Raw genomic sequence first — 20567 nt, forward strand, 5'->3', positions numbered from 1 at the left:
ATTTTCACCTTTTAGTCTTGACGTGATCTCTTTCAAGATTCTTGACTTGTTTTTCTTACACTTTATTGCTTCTTCATACTATTCATATCTCTATTGTCCACGATACATTTTCGTATCGACAGGATATATCTTATCATAAAAGTAATTCTTTGTCAACTACTTTTTTCAAATTTTTTTGGACTTGATTTGACAATGCATTATTTTTTTAAATTATAATGGCTTTTTTGCTGGTATACCTGTTTTTCTTGGATATTTTTTGCTAGTTTTTTTTAATTTTAAAATTTCTAGTATTATTCTTTTATCTTCATTTTCTGGCAATTTAAATTCAAAAATATTATTTATTTTTGCATTTAGAATTTCTAAAGCCTTTTTAGATTCTTCTATTTCGTTTAAATTTAATTTTTGTGGCAAGAAACGGCCATTTACTTTTATAAACGGAATCATATATTCTAAAATTATTCTTAGATTAGCCACTCCTCGGCAAAGTGCAATATCATAAACTTCACGGTTATTTTTTATTAACTCTTCAGAACGTTCAAAACTTGTATTTACGTTTTTTAAATTTAATTCTTTTATTACTTCATTTATAAAGTCTATTTTTTTTCTAACTGAATCGACTAATAAAAAGTTTCTTTCTGGATAGTAAATGGCAAGTACAAGTCCTGGAAATCCAGCACCTGTTCCAACATCAATAAATGATTTTTCAGTATCATTTATAACTTTTGTTAAAAATAACGAATCTACGAAATGTTTTTCCAACATTCCTTTTTTATCTCTAATTGCTGTTAAATTCATAACTTGATTTTTGTTATACAAAAGTTCTAAAAATTTTAACATTTTTTCAATTTTTTTATTTTCTACTTTCATTTTTGATTTTTCAAGTAAATTTAAAAAATATTTTTTTAAATCAATATTTTGGTTTATATTTTCCAATTTTTTCTCCTAATTTCTATTTTTAATAAAAATAAATACTATTTTATTTCAAAACTCCATCCAAATACATTAATAATACTGAAATATCTGCTGGCGTTACTCCAGACATTCTAGATGCTTGCCCGACGTTATATGGCTGATTTTCCTTCAAACGTTGTTTTGCTTCTCTTGTAATCCCCTTCATTTTTTCATAATCAAAATCTTTAGAAATTTTTTTGTCATCAAGTTTATGCTGTTTTTCCATAATTTGCATTGCTTTGGCGATATAACCTTCATATTTTGTCTGAACTTCAATTTGATATTCAGTTTCAGCATCAAAACTTAAATTTGGTGCATTTTCAATAATTTCAGCAATGTACTTTATATCTTGATATGTCACCTTTGGACGACGCAAAATTTCTTTTAAGGTAGTTCCACTCTTTAGACTTTCATTGTATTTGTCAAGAATTTCTACAAGTCTTTCGTTACTAATTCCTAATTTTATATTTTCAAGTTTTTCTATAGTTTCCTTTACATTTTTTTTCTTTTCTTCCACAATGTCATAATATTTTTTATCCAGAAGCCCGATTTTATAAGCCTTTTCAGAAAGTCTGATGTCAGCATTATCTTCACGTAAAATGAGACGGAACTCGGATCTTGCAGTAAACATTCTATATGGCTCAAATAATTCTTTATTTATCAAATCATCTATCATTGTTCCGATATAAGAACTTTCCCTATCCAAAATAAACGGTTCTTCTCCTTTTATTTTAAGAGCTGCATTAATTCCAGCGATAATTCCTTGTGCAGCCGCTTCTTCATAACCGCTTGTACCATTAACTTGCCCAGCCAGATAAAGCCCTTTTACTTTTCTTGTTTCAAGTGTGTAATCAAGCTCGCTTGGATCTACAATATCATATTCCACAGCATAGCCATATCGCATTATATGGGCATTTTCAAGTCCATTAATTGTATTTACAATTTTTTGCTGTAAACTGGCAGGATAGCTTGTAGAAAGTCCGCTTATGTAAACTTCCGCTGTTTCAAAGCCTTCTGGCTCTAAAAATAAATGATGGCTATCTTTATCGTTAAATTTTACAACTTTGTCTTCAATTGACGGGCAGTATCTTGGTCCTGTGCTGCTTATGCTTCCGTTATACATTGGTGCTTTGTCTAAATTATCAAGTATTATTTTATGTGTTGTTTCATTTGTTCTTGTTAAATAGCAAGATAATTGGGGTTTTTCCAAAATTTCGTTATTTGGTGTTCTCATCGAAAATTTTAATGGTACTCCTGTTATTCCAGGCTGCTCTTCGAGTTTTTCAAGATTTAACGTTCTAATGTCAAGTCTTGGAGGAGTTCCTGTTTTAAATCTTCCCATTTTTAATCCTAATGATTTTAGCGAACTTGTCAAATCATCAGCAGATAATTCTCCCATTCTTCCACCTTTTACACGTTTATCTCCAATATACAGAAGTCCTCTCAAAAATGTCCCTGTTGCAAGTATAACTGCTTTTGCCAAAAATTCCATTCCAGTTTTAGTTTTTATTCCCTTTACAACTTTTTCTATTCTTTTAGAACCATTTTCAACAATTTCAATTTCATCAAAAATCAATTCTGTAACAATATCCTGTACAGTATCAAGATTTTCCTGACGTTCTATTGTTTTTTTCATCTCTCTTGCATAAATTTTTCTATCTGCCTGAGCTCTCAACGAACGAACTGCCGGTCCTTTCTTTGTATTCAAAATTCTCATCTGCACAAAACTTTTGTCCATATTTCGGCCAATTTCTCCACCTAAAGCATCAACTTCTTTAGCCAGATGACTTTTTGCAGGTCCTCCTACCGATGGATTACAAGACATAACTCCTATATTATCAAGTGTTATCGTAAAAATTGCTGTTTTCAATCCTAATCTTGCTGATGCCAAAGCCGCTTCATTTCCCGCATGCCCAGCACCGACTACAATTACATCATAATTTCTCATTATATATAATTATGTAATTCTTTTATTTTAAAATTACATTCTCCTTTCGATTTTAAGTATGTTTAACATAATCCATTATATATTAATATTTTGTTTTTTTCAATGTGATATTTTTTACAGATTTTTTATAAATTCATTTTTCTTAACTTTCATTATAACAAAATTATCAACAATATCTCCTTTTTTATTTTTTCCTGTTAAAACTGCTGAATTAATAATTTTCACGACTTTTTTCATTTCAATTTTTTCACTTAATTCTGCTCGCTCTTCTTGTGCATTTTCTAAAAAATATAGTTCAAAATGATTTCTTGTTTCAAGAATTCTCTGAATTTTATGTTTTTCAGCAAATAATTTTAATTTAATGCTTAAAATGAATTTTTTCATCTGCTCTGGAATTTTTCCAAACCTATCTCTAATTTCATCAAGCAAACCAGTTAATTCACTATCTGTTTCCAACATTGCAAATCGCTTATAAATATTTAATCTTTCATCTCTTTCAATATATGTTTCTGGAATAAATCCTCTTTCATTTAGTATGATTTCCACATTTTCAATTTTTTCAACAAACTCGCCCTTTTGTCTACGAATTTCCTCATTTAGCATTTTTATATACAAGTCATAACCAAAAGTTTCAATCGTTCCGTGCTGCTTATCTCCCAAAATTTCTCCAGCACCACGTATTTTCAAGTCTTCCATCGAAATTTGAAAACCTCCTGATTTTATTCCTTCCACTTTTAGCATGCTTTCTTCCTTTTGACGTCCCTGCTTTGTAATATTTCTCGTTTTTAATAAATAACAGTATCCTTGCCTGTTGCTACGTCCTACACGCCCTTTCAGCTGATATACCTGCGATAATCCTAGACCAGTAAAGTTTTCAATCAGAATTGTATTGGCATTCCCTACATCAATTCCATTTTCAATGATTGTTGAAGCTATCAGAATGTCAAACTGCCCATTTTCAAAGCGTAATAATTTATCCTTAATTTCCTTTGGCGGGAGCTGTCCGTTTATAAATTCAATTTTTACAAAGTCTGGAAGCATTTCTTTTAGTTCCTTCAATTTTTCCTTCATATTTTTTACATCGTTATAAATATAGAAAACTTGCCCATCACGTGATAGTTCACGCAGTATTGCCATTTTTATTGTTTCCTCATCCCAATCTAGTACTTCTGTTATAATGGGAAGCCTGTTTGTTGGCGGAGTGTCAATTATGGAAATCTCTCTGATTCCAAGCATCGCAAGATTTAATGTACGTGGAATCGGAGTCGCAGTTAATGTCAGCACATCCAGCTTTTCCCTTTGAGATTTTAACTTTTCTTTAGCCTTAACTCCAAATTTCTGCTCCTCATCAATAATTAAAAGCCCTAAGTTCTTAAACTGCACATCATCGCTTAGAAGCCTATGAGTTCCAATAACCAAGTCAATAATTCCACTTTTCAAATTTTTTAAAATGTCCTTTGATTTACTCTTCGTAAGCCGTGATAAATTCTCAATTGTAATCGGATAATTTTCAAATCTTCTTTTAAACCGTTCAAAATGCTGTTCTGCAAGTACTGTAGTCGGAGCCACCATAACAACCTGCTTTCCATTGTCAATCGCTTTGAATGCCGCTCTCATCGCAACTTCCGTTTTTCCATATCCAACATCTCCACAGACAATTCTGTCCATTATTTGCGGACTTTCCATATCCTTTTTCACGTCATTTATGGCATTTCTCTGATCTTCAGTTTCCTCAAACGGAAAATTCGCCTCAAATTCTTCCTGCCACACAGTATCCTTCTGATACACAAAACCATTCTGGCTTTGCCGTCGTGCCTGTATTTTGATAAGTTCTGCCGCAAATTTCTGAATATCTTCTTCAAGCTTTTTCCTTTTTCGCTTAAACCCACGTGTTCCTAGCCTGAATAACTGCGGTTCTATATCATTTGACACATATTTTTCCAGTCTATCCAGCTTTTCCACAGGAATATACAAAATGTCCTCATCAGCATACTTGATTTTCAGATAATCCCGCTCTTCCATTGTCTGAATTCCTTTGTAAATTCCAACACCGTACTGAACGTGAATTACGTAGTCACCTTCGATAATCTGATTGACTTTTTTATATTTTATTGCTTTTGTCGTTTTTTTCTTCCGCTCGTAAATATATCCGTCAAGCTCTCTGTCTGTAAGCACAATAAAATTATTTTTTCTATTTTTGCTATCAGCATTTTTTGAATTATCATTAAAGATAAATCCTTCAAACAGCTCATATTTTTCAATTTCCAGATTGTTTTCCTTTTCAGTTAGAATTTGTCCATATTCAGCCATTTTCTTCTCATAGTTATTCGTAAAAATATAAATATCTTCAATTTTTGACAATTTTTCAAGCCTATTTTTATCCCTAAAAGTCTCAATCTGCTCCTGCGAGAAATTTTTAGTCTGAACAAAAATGCTTTTTTTCTTCAAATTTTCATACCTTTTTCGATAAGTTTCCTCACGGCTTCTGTCAAGTAGGATAAACTCTTCCATTTTATAGTCCAGCAATTCCTCATTTTCAATAACGATCGTTACATCTTCCGCCTTTAATTCATCAATAAGCTCAATCAATTCATAATTATTTCCAGAAAGCAAATTTCCAAAAACCTTTATTTCTTCCATCTTTTCCACAGAAATCTGGCTATCAATATCAAAAACTCTTATACTTTCCAGTTCATCTCCAAAAAACTCGAGTCTAACAGGGTGTTCCAAATCTGGCGGGAAAATATCAAGAATATCCCCACGTCTGCTGTACTGCCCCTTTTTTTCAATCAAATATGAATTTTCATACCCATTTTCCACAAGAAATTCTAGAATTTTTGAAAAACTGTATTCTTTCCCAGTTTCAAAGGAAAAAAACTTAACTTTTTCAAAAAATATATCCAAAGTAATCTGTAAATTTACAAATAGAATAAACTGCTTTTGATTTTTTAGAATATCTAACAGTCTTATATTTATCCCTGTAATATCTTCCTCATTTTGTGAGATATTTTCAAAAATATCAATTATTTTTTTTACTTCCAGTTTATTTTTACTTTCTTTACTATCTTTTTTACCAGTTTTAGATTTTTCCGTTAAAATATCTTTTTGTTTTTCTGACATTTCATAGTAATTTTCAAGCATTGCATGATAATTTTCTAAATTTCTGTTGGATGTGGAAATATAAATTATCTTTTTCTTTTCCGAACATAATAAAAACCACGGAATTGCACCGCGGTAAAAATTATTTTCAGATTGTAGAATATTTTTTTCTTTATTTTTTAATTTATTTAAAAAACTTAAATTAAAGTTCATACAAAACCTTCCTATTTCTATCTGTTATTATACAATCGCCATATTCCATAAACTATATAAATATAAACAATATATGGCACAAATCCTAAAGTGTGCAAATATGAAACAGCAAAAACAAGTACTATTATTAAAATTGCAAGACCAAGTCCTTGTATTATTTCAGCGAATGAAACTGTTTCAACTCCAAATACATTTGGTTTGTAAATTGTATTTATCGGTCTTGTGAAAGGATTTAATATTAATACAGAATAGATAATCGCTTCTGCCTGGATTCCCATAAACCAGAATATAATTGTTGAAGCTCCAGCAAGAAATCCAAAAAATACTTTTCCAAAACCATGCTGTGGAGTAGTAAAAGTATCCGTCAACACAAAAACTCCCATAAAAATTACTTCTCCAAGTGAAATAGTCACATTAATATTTTGATTTGAAGCAATATAATATCCAAAGAAAATTGTAACAAAAAACGATACAGGTATATGCCACGTTATTTTTGACTTAAAAATTAGATATATAGCCCCTAAAACCACTGCAATTATCGAAAGTTCCCCAATTATTCCTCTATCTGTTAAAATTAAAGAGGATAATCCTGAAAAGTTTTCAGAAATATTTAAAACTTCAGGATTAGCCCACGCTGCAGAATCCGAAGCAAATACAGCTGGGAAAAATGTCAAAACAAATATTTTTCCTAATATTACTGGATTAAATATTTTCTTTTCTGTTTCTCCATATATAATTTTTCCAAACAATGTTGCCATTGCCCCAGCAAATGCTGCTACATAAAATGGTGTAAACGGAGCAAGTAAAAATCCTGTTAAAGCCCCTATTACTATTCCTGAAAAATCCTTTAAAGTATCTTTTTTTCTTTGTATTAATAATGAAAATATTATTTCCGCCAATTCTGAGGCAACAACTGCTGACAATATTACTAGAACAGGTGTTATCTGGTAAACTAAAAATGCAGTAAGCAACATCGGAATCAAGGATATTAAAATATCTATATTCGTTTTTGCTATATTTTCCTGTAATTCCCTTCTTTTACTTCTAAACATATTAAAATTTCACTACCTTTCCTTTTATAGTTTGTTTTTCTAATCTTAAGATTATTTTCTACTCTCTAAATATTTGATAATCTAAATTTTTTATTTCAATAAGAGATCAAAACTTTTTTTACAATATTTATTTTATTAGACAAATTAATTTCCAAACAAGTTTAATATTAGATTTCATAAACTTCAAATCTTTATTCTGAAGAAGTTGAATCTCCTCCACCTGTTGAAGTTCCTCCAGAACTGCTACTTCCACCACTATTTCCTCCTGCAGATGGTTTTACAGAAGAATCTTGAGATTTAACTTGTGAAGATTTATGTGATGACGAGCTATGTTTTAAACGGCTATGTTTTGGCTCTTTATAAAAATTATATTGGTTACCTTTTTTATATTTCTTGCTTCCTTTTCTACCACCAGTTTTATTATTTGCATTAAGTTCATATTCTGGACTGACAGCCTTGTTTTGTGCTGAATTTGGATTATTAGCTGCATTTTGCTGTGGCTGTTGCGGCTGTTGTTGCGGTGGCTGAACTGCTGCTGCAGGAGCAGGTTGCTGAACTGGCTGTGGCTGTGCTGGTTTTTGTTCAACTTTTTTATTTTCTTCTTTTTTAGCCTCCTCTTTCTTATTGTCTGCTATTACAGCTTTATTTTTTTTGCCAACTATATTTTTCCCAACTTCCTTTGTTTCATCCTTCAATTTTTTTAGTAAATTTTTTGCATTTTTTGAATCCTGACTTCCAAATGCCACTAGCACAACTGACATTAAAAACAGGAAAATTCCCTTTATCTGTTTCATTTTTCTTCTCCTTATTCTAATTAAATATTAACTTTTAACATTAAAATCGAAATTTTTATTATATAATGCTTTGTAAATTCCATTTTTATTTAATAATTCATTATGATTTCCAACTTCTTTTATTTCACCTTTTTGTATCACTACTATTTTATTACTATTTTCGATTGTTGTCAACCTATGGGCGATAACAAATGTAGTTTTTCCTTCCATAAGTTTTTCAAGTGCATCTTGAACTAGCTTTTCAGACTCATTATCAAGGGCAGAAGTCGCTTCATCTAAAATTAATATTTGAGGATTTTCTAAGATTGCACGTGCGATAGCAATCCGCTGCTTTTGTCCACCAGATAATTTTACACCACGTTCACCAATTTCTGTATTATAACCATCTGACAAGTTTTCAATAAATTCGTGTGCATTTGCCTGTTTTGCTGCTTCCACAATTTCTTCAAAAGTTGCATCACGGCGGCTATATTTTATATTGCTAAGTATTGTTCCAGAAAATAAAAACGTTTCTTGCGGCACAATTCCTATTGCTTTACGTAAACTCTTTATTTCATAATCTCTAATATCAATTCCATCAATTCTTAACGATCCGCTTGATACATCAAAAAACCTTGGTATCAAATTTACAAGTGTCGATTTCCCGCCACCTGAATTTCCAACAAAAGCAACTGTTTCGCCCTTTTTAACATTCAAATTAATGTTTTTCAATATTTTTTCAGTACTGTCCCTATATTTAAAATCCACATTTTCAAAAGTTATATCACTTACAAAATTTTCAAACTTTATACAATTTTCCCTATTTACAATAGACGGCATTTCTTCTAAAATTTCAGAAACTCTCGTAATAGAAGACATATTTACACTTATCGAATTAAATCTTGTCATTGCACGTCTTGCAGGCGTATACATTGACGAGATTGCACCTACTATCGTAATAAAATCTCCAGGTGTAAAACTTTTTGCCCTCAAAACACGATAACCACTAAACATTAATAAAAGTGCTATAATTATATAGTTCATAGCTTCCATAATAGAATTAGCTTTTGCATTATATCTAGCAGACCTTACAGCAATTTTCTTTAAATTGGCATTTTTTTTCTTAAAATTATTTATTTCATAATCTTCTGTGGCAAATGCTCTTATAATTCTAATTCCTGACAACGTTTCCTGTAATTTGGAATTTAAGCTGTCTAGTGCTTCTTGACGATGTTTTCCAGAACGTTTTAATCTCTTTGCATATCTTCTCACTGTAATTATAAGAATTGGAGTAACAACCATAACTCCTAGAGTCAGATCAAAGTCTATATAAAATGCTATTCCCAGACAAAGTCCTACTTTTATTATCTCAGAAATCATATCAAAAATTTCCAATATAATTGAATTTATATTACTAGGATCCGTCATTACACGTATCATCATATCTCCAGTTTTTTTTCCTGAAAAATATTCCATATCTAAAGTCTGTATCTTGTTATAGATATCAGTGACTATATCCTTATAAATAGAAGATGAAATTACAGTCGAAAAAATTGTATTCCAATACATAAGCACTGCACCAACTACTGCTAGCATTATCATTGCTCCAGCCGCATACAAAATATCCTTTTCACTTTTCCCAGCAATACCTTTATCAAACAGCCTTTTTATCAAAGCTATCGGAGCTGAAGAAACAAGAGATGATACTGTTGCAAGTAAAAGATTTAGTATGATTAATACATAATATTTTTTTATATATTTTTTCAGCTTCTGAATCCCTCCAAGATCTAATTTTACTTTCTTCATTTATCTACCTTTCATTTTTATTTTACTATGTTTAAATTTTTTTCAGTCGTAATTATTTTTTTATAAAAATTTTTCTTAATTTTCTATAATATGCTCCACTTCCATCAGTCAATTCTTTTTTAAATTCATCAAAACTTTCAAAATCATCTCCACTCACACGATAAATCCAATTTTTATCAAGGTTTAAGGAATTCACACCCTTTCTAGTTGTTATAAAAATATCCACTCCCAATTTTTTTATATCATCTCTATTTCCTTTATATCGGTGTCCCCAAGGATAAGCCAGACAATCTGGAGTTTTCCCCAATTTTTCACTAATAATTTTTTTATTCTCCAAAATTTCAAATTCAACAGTTTTTCTAAATTGTTCTTCACTAATTTTATCAAAAAATTCATCTTTTCTTTTTTTAAATAATTTATTCAAAAATTCTTTTTTCTCTTTTTCAGACATATTGTCCTCTTGAAGTTCCATAACCTTTCTATATTTTTCTACAAAATCCTTCTTAGGCTTGTATCCAGGAATTGAAATTTTACTTCGTAATTTAAACACAGGAAGTCCATTTAACTTTTCAGCATCACTTTTTTCATCATAATTTCCGTCAAAAAACAAGCTATAACTTTCCCTTTTAAAATATGGAGAACTTTCTCTGTCATAAAAAGCAAGTACATCAATATTTTTTATTGTCAACTGATGTGAATGTGTATGAAGCTGAAAATCAACTAGTCCACTTTCATACATTTCCCTAATCTCAGCCCAGTTTAAATAAGCCTCATCCTTTTCAATAAACTTTGTATTCAAAAATATTGTAGCCTTCATATTATATTTTTTTAAAATTGGAAAAGCCAGAGTATAATTATTTTTATATCCATCATCAAAAGTTATAAGTATCGAATTTTTCGGCAACTTATAATCTAATCCCTTCAATTCTTCCATTTTAAAAGTCTTTTTATCTTTTATCCATTTTATATGCTCTTTAAATTCATCCACAAAAATTCCGCCTTTACCCTTTTCACTATCAATGCTGTGATACATAAGGCACAAGACAAAATTTTTCCTATTTTTATTATAGGCAATAAATACCAAAAACAGCAAGATTATTATTAAAAATAAATATGTCATTTTCGCCTCCCTTCAAATTATAACTTACCTCTTAATTTTAAAAGTTTTGCTCTTATTTTTTTTATTAACCTGTCAATTTTAAAATTCAGAACTGTATTTTTTCTCTTATTACTAAAATGCACATGTCTTTTATTTCCAATATGAGTTACATAAGGTTCCTTAAAAAATACCGTTTTAAATCCACGTTCCTTATAAAAATCCGATAAAACTTCCTCGTATCTCTGATTTTCCAACTTTTCATGAGGCCCAAATAAATCCATGTCCTTTTTTCTTCTCAAAGCTGGATTATAAGTAAATATTTCACCTTTTACATTATACCAATGCTCTCCTTTTTTTGAAATATAATCTTCATCATAAAAAAAATCTTCCTTAAAATCACTTTTTGAACGAAGCCCAACAACCAAGATTTTTTCATCTTCCTCCATCAATTCCATTGATTTTTCAATAAATCCCTTTTTAAGAAATTTCCAGTCATCTTCACAATGAAAAATATATTCAGTATCAATTTCACAATAAGCCTTGTCAATTGATTTTAGCTGTCCTAACCGTGTTTCATTTACTATGAGTCTAAAATTCTGCTTTTTAGTATCATATTTTGAAATCAGCTTTTCGAGTTTTTTCTCTTCAGTACTATCTTCTGTTATTATTATTTTCTTAATTGGATAGGTATTATATTCAAAAAAGCTGTCAAGCGTTTCCTCCAGCAAGTCAAATCTTCCACAACTAGTTATTACTAGCGTTACTTCCTTCATATCTATCAAGCCCCTTCTTAGCCATTGTTTTTCTGCTTTTTATAGCCTCTGCCAAGTATTCATCATTTTTCTTCAGCCTACTTCTATCATTTTCTTTATGATACAAGTGACACACCACTGCCTCAAACTTGAGTTTTTTCTTTTTACACCCAATATTAAATAATCTTACAGCAAGCTCGCTATCTTCCCTTCCCCAACCTTCTATTTCCTCCTCAAATCCATTTACTTTAATTAAATCCTCCTTGAAAAAGGACATATTGCAAGATCTTATTCCACGTAAATTTCTATCTACTTTTGTAAAAATTTTAGAAAGGATTTTGCTTCTTATCATATTTATATTATTCTTCACACCTTTACTAAAAAGATTTATTTTCTTCCCTTCCATTATCTTCTTTGCCGTAACCCCTGAAGTTATAACTCTTGATCCTTGAATAAAACAGCCTTTTTTCATATTTTTTATATGATCTTCAACAAAATGCCTATTTAATACTAAATCACCATCTATTATTATTATATAATCTCCAGCTGCCTTGCTTATCGCTCTGTTTCTTGACATGCCAGCCCGAAATCCCTTATCTTCCTGCCAAGAATGAATAATGTTGCTTTGCGGATAGCTTTTCTGAAATCTTTTTACAAGATCTATTGTTTCCTGCTTTGAGCCATCATCGGCAATTATTATTTCCTTTGGGGCAACAGTTTGTTCTAATGCACTATTTAAGCATATTTCCAGAGCTTTTGGCCAATTATACGTGGTAATAACAAGCGAAGTGCCATTTCCCAAGCTATTATAATATTCTTCCCGTAATTTAGTATATTTTGTCATTGTGTAAATGGAGCTGTATTTGGCAAGCAGGTAACCTTCGTAGCCATCCATGAATCCAAGCTGCAAAATATACATTCTAAAAAATCTGAACATCATTTTTGAATATATTTTTATAAAACTCGGATTTTTCCCTTTTTTCATATATTCTTTAGCACTTTGTGAAGTATACCTGTTTAATTTTTCAAGAAATTCCTCTATGCTGTCATAAGTATAATGTATTATCATTTCTTTTATTTTTTTTATTTTGCTGTCAGTTTGATATTGTTCATGCACTTCACGGCTGCTTATCTTCACTTTACCATTTTTCCATAACCTTATTACATAATCATCCCATCCACCAAACTTTATTTCCTTTTTAAATGCAATATTTCTCAATTTTATTTTATAAACGTCACTTGATGGATTTTCACTATTTATAATTATTTTTATTTTTTCCTTTAGCTGTGGTGATATTACTTCGTCAGCATCTATTAGCAAAATCCACTCGCCCTTGCATTTTTCCAAGACAGAATTTTTTTGTGGTCCATACCCCTTCCACTTTTCCACAAAAACCTTTGCTCCTTTTGAAAGTGCAATTTCCACAGTTTTGTCTGTACTTTCGCTATCAATGATTATTATTTCATCAGCAATTTCCCTCACAGAATCTAAAGTTTTTCCTATTCTATTTTCTTCATTAAAAGTTATTATTCCTACAGATAGTTTCATAAGTATTTCTCCCATTTCATATTTTAAATTCCTAAATAGCAGATAGATTATTTTCATAACTTAACTTATCAAATACTTTTTCAAAATCCACATCATTAATTCGGCTTTCAGTATAGTCGATCAGTATATTTCCTTCTTCTTTTATTCGCCATTTATTTTTATTGATTTTTGGTCCATAAAAAGCCATTATTTTTTTATTTAGCCCTTCAGCAATATGCAAGATTGCAGTATCCAAAGATACCACCAAATCACTATTTTTAATTATAGATATTGAATCAAGTACCGTTCTGGACTTTTCAAAAAATAAAATATTCTTATTATCTGTCTTTTCAAGTATATTATAAATTGTTTCTCTATCGTTTGGAGAATCTAATATTATAATCCTATAATCTTTATAAATTTTACTTAGTCTTTTTATTATAATTAAAGCAACTTTCTCATTTATTTTTCTTCCTCTGGAAGCTCCAAAAAAGTTTAATGCGATTATTTTCTCATTGATATTATTTTCATCTAAAAATTTTTTTACATTTCTTTCAGAATCTTTTGAAACTGGAACATCATACATTGTATTTTTTATTTCAATATTCACACTTTTCATCATTTGCTTATAAATTTCAACCATTTTTAAAGTATTATTCTGTTTTACATCCTTGTTATATATTTTATAGCCATCTTTATTATAGCCAACATTAACTATTGCATTTATCCTATTTATAAGATAAAACTGCTTATACTTCAATCCTTCCGTCGAATCAAGCAATACATCATAATTATTTTTTTTCAATATCCGTGCAGCTTTTCTCCACTCAAAAAATTTTTTCCTGTCAAATATATAGTATTTATCTATATTCTTATTTAATTTCAGTAAATCTTCTAAAGATTTATCAGAAACAACATCAATTTTTATATTAGGATAATATTTTTTTATTTCTCTAAAAATAAATGAACTTATTATATAATCACCTATTTTCCCGTCAGTTCTTAAAAATAAAATTCTGTTTATTTTGGATGGATCTAAATCTACATCTTTTTTTCTTTTATCAAATATTCTACTTAATATCTCATTTTTTTTATCAACTAATTTATCCCTGTATGGTCTATAAAATTTCCAGTTTATTTTACTCATTATATTTTTATTCCTTATGTAACTACAGTTATTTACGTTAATTCAAGGGTAACGTATAATCCCATTAATTTCCCTTAACTTTTTTTATTTCATTTATCTTATTATTTAGCCATTTTATCGGTTCTGATAATGAAAAATTATAAGTTTGATTATGGCTTCCTTGTATCTTTGAAATTACCTGCAAGCTATCAGCAGTTGTTTTAGGTGACCATCTGCATAAGTTATATTTGTCGTTTGCATAGAAACTCAGCAAAGGTTTATTCAACGAAGAAGCTATATGAATTGCACCGCCATCAACTCCAATTACCAAATCAGCAGTAGCCACAAATAAAATAAAATCATTAATACTAAATTTTTTAGATAAGGAAATATCCAAATTTTTATTTACATTGCTTATCAATTTTTTATAATATTCCTCACTTCCAGCAGTTTTTCCCATAATAATTTTTACATCTTTTATCTTCTCATTTTCAATATTATTTAACAATTCAGCAACTTCTTCGGGCTTCATTTCCCTGTCACTACCTTGTGGAACTAATAAAATTTTTACTTTTTTATTTTTCTCTTCAACTTTTTGAGAATCATATTTCCAAAATTTTTCCATTTTTACAATATCTTTTTCCAAAAGTTTAATATGCGGTTTCTGTTTTTCTATTTTAAAATATTTAGAAAATTCAGAATTTATCAAATAATCTATAATATGCGTTTCAACAGGTGGAGTACAATCAAAATCATAATTTTTTAAATTTTTTTTATTATAATAATGCTTTTCATTTCTTTCTCCAAAAATCATTGTAATTTTAGGGCTTAATACTTTTTTCCAAATCATCCGTTTTGTATTTTCTTTGCTCAAAAAGTCTAATAGCACATCCCATTTTTTATGATTTTTAAACACATCACTCCACTTTACAACAGCATCTATTACTTTTTCATTTTCATTGCATAATTTAGCAAATTCTATATTTCTATCTGTTACCACTATTCCTAATTTAATATCAGAATACATCTTTTTTAATTGCCTTGCATAGCAAAAAGCTATTAAAGTATCACCAATAGAATCTTTAGGATTTAAAAGTATAGACTTTATATTTTTCAAATTAACATGCTTATACTTTTTTTTAGTACCAAATAGCCATATCATTATTTTGGATTTTATTCCATTTACTATACTCATTATGTAACCTTTCTTTACATTCTTCTAAATAGCTATTTATTTTTTTAGGAATTTATATTTTCTATTAATTCCTTTAGTTTTGTTTTATTACTTTCCATTGAAAAATCATTCGCTCTCACAAATGACAGCTTTCTATAATTTTCATATTTTTTATTATTATTCATTAATTCATAAACTTTTTCCACAAATTCATCTTTATCATTTAATGGTATCAGTTCCCCATATTCACTATTTTTTCCCAATATATCTTTTGGTCCTGTGGGACAGTCATAAGATATAACAGGTGTTCCAAAAGCAAGGCTTTCCAGCAGTACAGTTGGCAATCCTTCATATTTAGCAGTATGTACAAATAATTTTGCATTTTTAAAAAATGGATACGGATTTTCAATTTGTCCTAACAAAATCACATCATTTTCCAATTTGTATTCTTTAATTTTTTGTTTAATTAATTCTATTTTTTCACCATTTCCAATAAAATAAAGTTTTTCCTTTATTCCTCGCTGCTTTAATTTATGATAAATGTCAACTAGATGTTCAGGCTGCTTTTGCTGTGTCAAACGTGATACTTGTAAAAAATAATCCTCTTTTAAGTATTTTTCATAGTCAGGATTTGGATTCTCTGCCTTTTCTTTGATTTTTTCAAGATTTATTGGATTATAAACTAATTCCACTTTAGTTTTATTCATTCCTAAAATATCCACAAACTCATCTCTCATTGTATCACATATTGCCAGTATTTTATCATATTTTTTATATTGTTTCTTATATTTTTCTATTTTTTCTTCGCTCAATTTTTCTCCAAAAGTAAGCGAGAAATGAATCCAGGCAAATACAGGTATTTTTATATCAAAATTATTATATTTCAACAAATTTGAAGAGTAATCTATAACAATATCATATTTTTTTTCTTTTATTCTCTTTTCCACTTTTTTTAAATATGTAGTTTTTGCCCGTAACCTAAAAATTTCTTTAATAATTTTACTTTTTCCGTCATAATTTTTAAATAAAAATTCATAATTCACTTTTTCAGGAATTTCATTTTCAAATAAATTATTTCCCCTATGATCCCAAGTTATAAGCAAATCAACATCATAATTTAATTCAACCAAATTTTTTAATACATTTAGTAAAACTCTTTCTTCTCCTCCCATGCTCAAATGACCATGTAATACCAGCACTTTCATTTTTTTCATCCTTTTTTACCAAGTTTATTTTATTTTGTACATATTTTCAAAATATTCAAAAAAAGTTCCATCCTTTTTTCTTTTACTATTCTCTATTTTAAAAGACAATTTATGAATACTTGATTTTTTTGTTATTTCTTGTAATTTATCTTTAGAATATTTATCAAACCACACTCTAAACATTTCATGTGGAAAAGTATCAGATATAACTTGACATTGTTCCTTTTTATAATAATTTTCTATCAATTCGTTATAAAGTATTTGTAAAATAAAATAATTTGGAACTGAATCGTTGTTTTCCCAAAAAATCATTAACATATCCAGTAATGTATCAATGACTTTGTTATTTTTATGTGAGAAAATAACGCTGCTTAACATTCTTACCTTCGATTTTTTACTCCAAGAAAAATAAATTGAATCATAATCTTCCCATTCTTTTTTGTTTTCCAAATTTTCATCTCTTTGAAACAAAAAATAATCCATTTCAAAATATTTTTCAGACAAATAATCTGTTAAAAGTATTGTCGCATCCATCCAGACACCACCATAATTACTTAGCAATGCAAGCCTTAATATATCTGAAAAATGAGCATATCCCATTCTTTTATCATTTAATTTTTCCAAAATATATTCTGGAATATCAAGATATTCCTTCATACTTTCGTTATCCAGACGAATTACAGTATAATCCCTGCCATATTTCTCCATAGATTTATAGCAAATTTTTACAACACTAGGCAATTTTTCATAATCCCAGCCTTGCCCCCAAAATTGCCATATTATGTTCTTATCTGCCAATGTCTTTTTTGGCTTAACTTTTTTTCCCATAACTTTATTTTGAAAGTAATCCTTTAAAATATTATCCCAATCCTTTGCAATTGTTTTTTGATTCAAAAGATACACATTACTTTGTAATTTGTCATATATTTTTTTTGGCAATAATTCTTTATACACATATTTATAGGGCTTTTTATTTAATTTTTCGTTAAGTTTGTAAATTTTGCTGTTAGAAAATTTATATTTCTCCATTTTCACGCTCCTGTTATTTATATAGTAAAATTACTTTAATTAATTCGATCTCACCAATTGAAAATTCAAACATAATATTTAAACTAAAAATAGTAGAACATCATTTTTCATTTTCAAAATCTAAAGTCTTCTGATTTTTTATGTTTCTGTACAAGTAGTCAATAAAAAATATTAGTACAGTTAAAGTTATTACTAAATGCTTATCATTCAAATTATCATCTGTCATCCCTTGAATTATCCAAGCTAGAAATGAAACTTTCGTAGCTATTTCAAATGCAATTATTTTTGCATTCTTATTGTGCTTATAAAGATTCATTTTAAATAATTTTATTAATAAATTCATAACTATCAAAATAAAAAATATAAAACCTAAAATTCCAAAATCCAGTAAATATTGTAAATATGAATTATGCGAAGCTATGTAATGCTGGATACGCAGTTTATTTCCAGTAAGAAAATATTTATAAACATAGTCACTGACTCCTGTTTTTTTATAATAATCCAAATTAAATTGTTTTCTTTCTTCTGCTTTCCAGCCATATAGAGGCTTTTGTTTAAAGGCTTCGACTCCAGTCTTCCAGAAGATTACTCTTAAATTGCTCGAAGGATCATTTTTATATTTGACTATATATTGAATTCTATTTGATATTGAAACTGGCAACATGAAATAACCTGCAAAACACATCAAAATAGCCATTAACATATATCTTTTTCTTTTTTTATACATAATGTATAAAATGGTAGGAATTAAACAGATATAGACCATTTTTGATCTATTTACAACAACTATAAACAAAACTAGCATTGACATTATAGCCAAATAAATTTTTATTATTTTGTTTTTTTTATTATCATCATTTTTATAAAATAATAAAAAAGATAACAAATATAAAAATATTATACACATAATATTTGCAAAATCCTGAACAGTTAAAATAGCAGTAACCCTCGGATAATCGAACCCTACAGGATGTGCCCATTCATTATAATTTTTTATAAAATTAAAAATTGCTAAAATCAAAATTATTGTTCCGCCACATAAAAATGACTTTAAAAAATCAAAAATTCTTTTATCATCATTTATAAAATACGCTAATGGGAAAAAAATCAGATATCTTAAATTATAATTATCAAGTCGTGATCCTATTCCGCCATCAAATGCCGCTATTAAAAATGACATAACTACAAATGAAACTAATACTATTGAAAATTTTACATCTATTTTAGAAAAAAAATCCTTCCGATTCTTTTTAAAAAACATTGAAACTACAAATGTTAATAACAGTAACGGAATCACAACATTATTCTCAAATTTTTCAGATAAAAATAAAGAAACTCCAGTTAATAAACAAAAAATAACCCCCACCTTGTCTATAATTAAGTTTATTTTTTCATTATTCATATTTTTTTTCTCCTTAACATAATATATTTATTGGTAATTTAGACCTGTTCGACAACCTAAGTTTTTTATTTCAACGAGGAGTCAATACCTCTCGCTTTAGAACATTTGTTTTATTAAATTCTAAAATACATATAATTTGCAAACAAGTCTTTTATAAAAATTTATAAATTCCAATAAATACGGCACTTTTATATTTTATTTTTCTTAATCTTTCCACTCTTATACAAGGAATATTTCTTTTTATTACTATAAAATACTATTATTTCTTAATTTATATATCTTTTGTTTATTTTGATCATAAATTACAATATCAATTGCAACCCATTAAATATGTTTTATAATTTCATCATAAACTCTATCCACATCAATTAAAGGAATTCCCTTATAATAATCCTTCCTATACTTATGCTGTCTTTCAGGAATTTTCACAATATTATTCTCATAAAACTCATTATCCTCAATAACATTGCTTTTTTCAGTCCAAGGAAAAAAACCCAATGAACGTTTCCCAGGTCCAAAAATTCCGATTATAAACGGTTTTTCAAATCCACTGGCAATATGGATTGGAGAACTGTCATTTCCTACAACAATATCAGCCCTTGAAATCAATGCTCCAAATTCTACAAGATTAATTTTCCCACGGAAATCAATAACATTTTTATCATTTTCAAAATTTAAAGGAAGTTCCTTTTCCACTTTTGAGCCAGTTATCCCAATAAAGTAATTTTTATTTTTTTTCAATCTCTCAATAACTTTGCGATATTTTTCTATTGGCCACATTTTTTCAGCCCTCTGGCTACCTGGTGCAACCAATATCAACTTTTGCCTTTCATTCCCAAAATATCCATGATTTTTTAGAATTTTATCAATTTTAATAAAATTTTCCTTTACAGGATAAATTCTAATTGGAATTTTTTCCCCTTTGTATTCCACCAAATCAAGCAGTCTTTCCACTTCATGCTTTTTCATGTCATAATGAACTTTCTTATTTAGCAAAAACGAGCCTGTTGCCACATCAAATCCAACAATATTCGGAATTTTTGCCAGTTTTGCAAGCAATATCGACTTTATAAATCTATGTGGTATCACGGCATAATCATATTTTTTTTGCTTTAAAATTTTTAATACTCTCAAGAATCCCTTTACTCCCTTATCTTTCCCCTTTTTATCATAAAGCAGTATTTCATTTAAATTAGGATTATTGCTTATTACACTCTGATTTGACGGCAATGTCAAATAATCAATTTCTGATTCAGGATACATATCCTTTAATCTTTGGATCAAAGGCGTAGATAAGACAATATCCCCAATAAATGCTGTATGTATTACCAATATTTTCATTTTTTCTCCTTAACTCTGTATACAGAGTTATTATATCATATTTAGTATTTTTTTATAACTGTTTTTTTA

General features: G+C 28.7%; 15 protein-coding genes. All 15 read right to left on the reverse strand.

Annotation, left to right across the window (positions count from 1 at the left end; translation table 11 throughout):
* Positions 1 to 210 precede the first annotated feature (210 nt).
* Positions 211 to 933: a 16S rRNA (guanine(527)-N(7))-methyltransferase RsmG gene (gene rsmG / locus F1564_RS09830; protein WP_018451362.1), complete on the reverse strand. Its 723-nt coding sequence runs from the start codon at positions 931 to 933 to the stop codon at positions 211 to 213.
* A gap of 43 nt (positions 934 to 976) precedes the next feature.
* Positions 977 to 2899: a tRNA uridine-5-carboxymethylaminomethyl(34) synthesis enzyme MnmG gene (gene mnmG, locus F1564_RS09835; RefSeq protein ID WP_018451363.1), complete on the reverse strand. Its 1923-nt coding sequence runs from the start codon at positions 2897 to 2899 to the stop codon at positions 977 to 979.
* Between the two features lie 114 nt (positions 2900 to 3013).
* Positions 3014 to 6211, reverse strand: a complete 3198-nt coding sequence (gene mfd / locus F1564_RS09840) for a transcription-repair coupling factor (RefSeq protein WP_018451364.1) — start codon at positions 6209 to 6211, stop codon at positions 3014 to 3016.
* 17 nt (positions 6212 to 6228) lie between these two features.
* Positions 6229 to 7263, reverse strand: coding sequence for an RnfABCDGE type electron transport complex subunit D (locus F1564_RS09845; protein ID WP_018451365.1), 1035 nt, complete (start codon positions 7261 to 7263; stop codon positions 6229 to 6231).
* 191 nt (positions 7264 to 7454) lie between these two features.
* Complete coding sequence (locus tag F1564_RS09850; protein WP_018451366.1) at positions 7455 to 8057, reverse strand: hypothetical protein; 603 nt, start codon at positions 8055 to 8057, stop codon at positions 7455 to 7457.
* A gap of 27 nt (positions 8058 to 8084) precedes the next feature.
* Positions 8085 to 9842: an ABC transporter ATP-binding protein gene (locus tag F1564_RS09855; protein ID WP_018451367.1), complete on the reverse strand. Its 1758-nt coding sequence runs from the start codon at positions 9840 to 9842 to the stop codon at positions 8085 to 8087.
* 52 nt (positions 9843 to 9894) lie between these two features.
* Positions 9895 to 10962, reverse strand: coding sequence for a polysaccharide deacetylase family protein (locus F1564_RS09860; protein ID WP_018451368.1), 1068 nt, complete (start codon positions 10960 to 10962; stop codon positions 9895 to 9897).
* 17 nt (positions 10963 to 10979) lie between these two features.
* A complete protein-coding gene (locus F1564_RS09865) occupies positions 10980 to 11714 on the reverse strand; it encodes a glycosyltransferase (protein WP_018451369.1) in 735 nt (244 codons plus the stop codon).
* Positions 11686 to 13242, reverse strand: a complete 1557-nt coding sequence (locus tag F1564_RS09870) for a glycosyltransferase family 2 protein (RefSeq protein WP_018451370.1) — start codon at positions 13240 to 13242, stop codon at positions 11686 to 11688. Before F1564_RS09870 ends, F1564_RS09865 begins: the two co-directional genes overlap by 29 nt.
* Positions 13243 to 13273: 31 nt before the next feature.
* The gene (locus F1564_RS09875) at positions 13274 to 14368 is read right to left on the reverse strand and encodes a glycosyltransferase family 9 protein (RefSeq protein ID WP_018451371.1); all 1095 of its coding nucleotides are present in this window, start codon (positions 14366 to 14368) and stop codon (positions 13274 to 13276) included.
* A gap of 64 nt (positions 14369 to 14432) precedes the next feature.
* Entirely contained in the window at positions 14433 to 15542 is a 1110-nt protein-coding gene (locus tag F1564_RS09880) for a glycosyltransferase family 9 protein (RefSeq protein ID WP_018451372.1), read from the reverse strand.
* Between the two features lie 44 nt (positions 15543 to 15586).
* Entirely contained in the window at positions 15587 to 16726 is a 1140-nt protein-coding gene (locus tag F1564_RS09885; RefSeq protein ID WP_018451373.1) for a glycosyltransferase, read from the reverse strand.
* 24 nt (positions 16727 to 16750) lie between these two features.
* Positions 16751 to 17755: a capsular polysaccharide synthesis protein gene (locus F1564_RS09890; protein ID WP_018451374.1), complete on the reverse strand. Its 1005-nt coding sequence runs from the start codon at positions 17753 to 17755 to the stop codon at positions 16751 to 16753.
* A 100-nt stretch (positions 17756 to 17855) separates the two neighbouring features.
* Positions 17856 to 19157, reverse strand: a complete 1302-nt coding sequence (locus F1564_RS09895; protein ID WP_018451375.1) for an O-antigen ligase family protein — start codon at positions 19155 to 19157, stop codon at positions 17856 to 17858.
* 324 nt (positions 19158 to 19481) lie between these two features.
* A complete protein-coding gene (locus F1564_RS09900; protein WP_018451376.1) occupies positions 19482 to 20498 on the reverse strand; it encodes a glycosyltransferase family 9 protein in 1017 nt (338 codons plus the stop codon).
* Positions 20499 to 20567 lie beyond the last annotated feature (69 nt).

The sequence above is a fragment of the Leptotrichia shahii genome, assembly GCF_008327825.1.
GTDB classification, from domain to species: Bacteria; Fusobacteriota; Fusobacteriia; order Fusobacteriales; family Leptotrichiaceae; genus Leptotrichia; species Leptotrichia shahii.

What these genes read in the sequence shown, in the direction of transcription:
- F1564_RS09880 (WP_018451372.1), bottom strand. Translation starts at nt 15,542, where the DNA reads ATGAGTATAGTAAATGGAATAAAATCCAAAATAATGATATGGCTATTT.
- mnmG (WP_018451363.1), bottom strand. Translation starts at nt 2,899, where the DNA reads ATGAGAAATTATGATGTAATTGTAGTCGGTGCTGGGCATGCGGGAAAT.
- F1564_RS09885 (WP_018451373.1), bottom strand. Translation starts at nt 16,726, where the DNA reads ATGAAAGTGCTGGTATTACATGGTCATTTGAGCATGGGAGGAGAAGAA.
- F1564_RS09845 (WP_018451365.1), bottom strand. Translation starts at nt 7,263, where the DNA reads ATGTTTAGAAGTAAAAGAAGGGAATTACAGGAAAATATAGCAAAAACG.
- F1564_RS09850 (WP_018451366.1), bottom strand. Translation starts at nt 8,057, where the DNA reads ATGAAACAGATAAAGGGAATTTTCCTGTTTTTAATGTCAGTTGTGCTA.
- F1564_RS09860 (WP_018451368.1), bottom strand. Translation starts at nt 10,962, where the DNA reads ATGACATATTTATTTTTAATAATAATCTTGCTGTTTTTGGTATTTATT.
- mfd (WP_018451364.1), bottom strand. Translation starts at nt 6,211, where the DNA reads ATGAACTTTAATTTAAGTTTTTTAAATAAATTAAAAAATAAAGAAAAA.
- F1564_RS09870 (WP_018451370.1), bottom strand. Translation starts at nt 13,242, where the DNA reads ATGAAACTATCTGTAGGAATAATAACTTTTAATGAAGAAAATAGAATA.
- F1564_RS09900 (WP_018451376.1), bottom strand. Translation starts at nt 20,498, where the DNA reads ATGAAAATATTGGTAATACATACAGCATTTATTGGGGATATTGTCTTA.
- F1564_RS09855 (WP_018451367.1), bottom strand. Translation starts at nt 9,842, where the DNA reads ATGAAGAAAGTAAAATTAGATCTTGGAGGGATTCAGAAGCTGAAAAAA.
- F1564_RS09890 (WP_018451374.1), bottom strand. Translation starts at nt 17,755, where the DNA reads ATGGAGAAATATAAATTTTCTAACAGCAAAATTTACAAACTTAACGAA.
- F1564_RS09865 (WP_018451369.1), bottom strand. Translation starts at nt 11,714, where the DNA reads ATGAAGGAAGTAACGCTAGTAATAACTAGTTGTGGAAGATTTGACTTG.
- F1564_RS09895 (WP_018451375.1), bottom strand. Translation starts at nt 19,157, where the DNA reads ATGAATAATGAAAAAATAAACTTAATTATAGACAAGGTGGGGGTTATT.
- F1564_RS09875 (WP_018451371.1), bottom strand. Translation starts at nt 14,368, where the DNA reads ATGAGTAAAATAAACTGGAAATTTTATAGACCATACAGGGATAAATTA.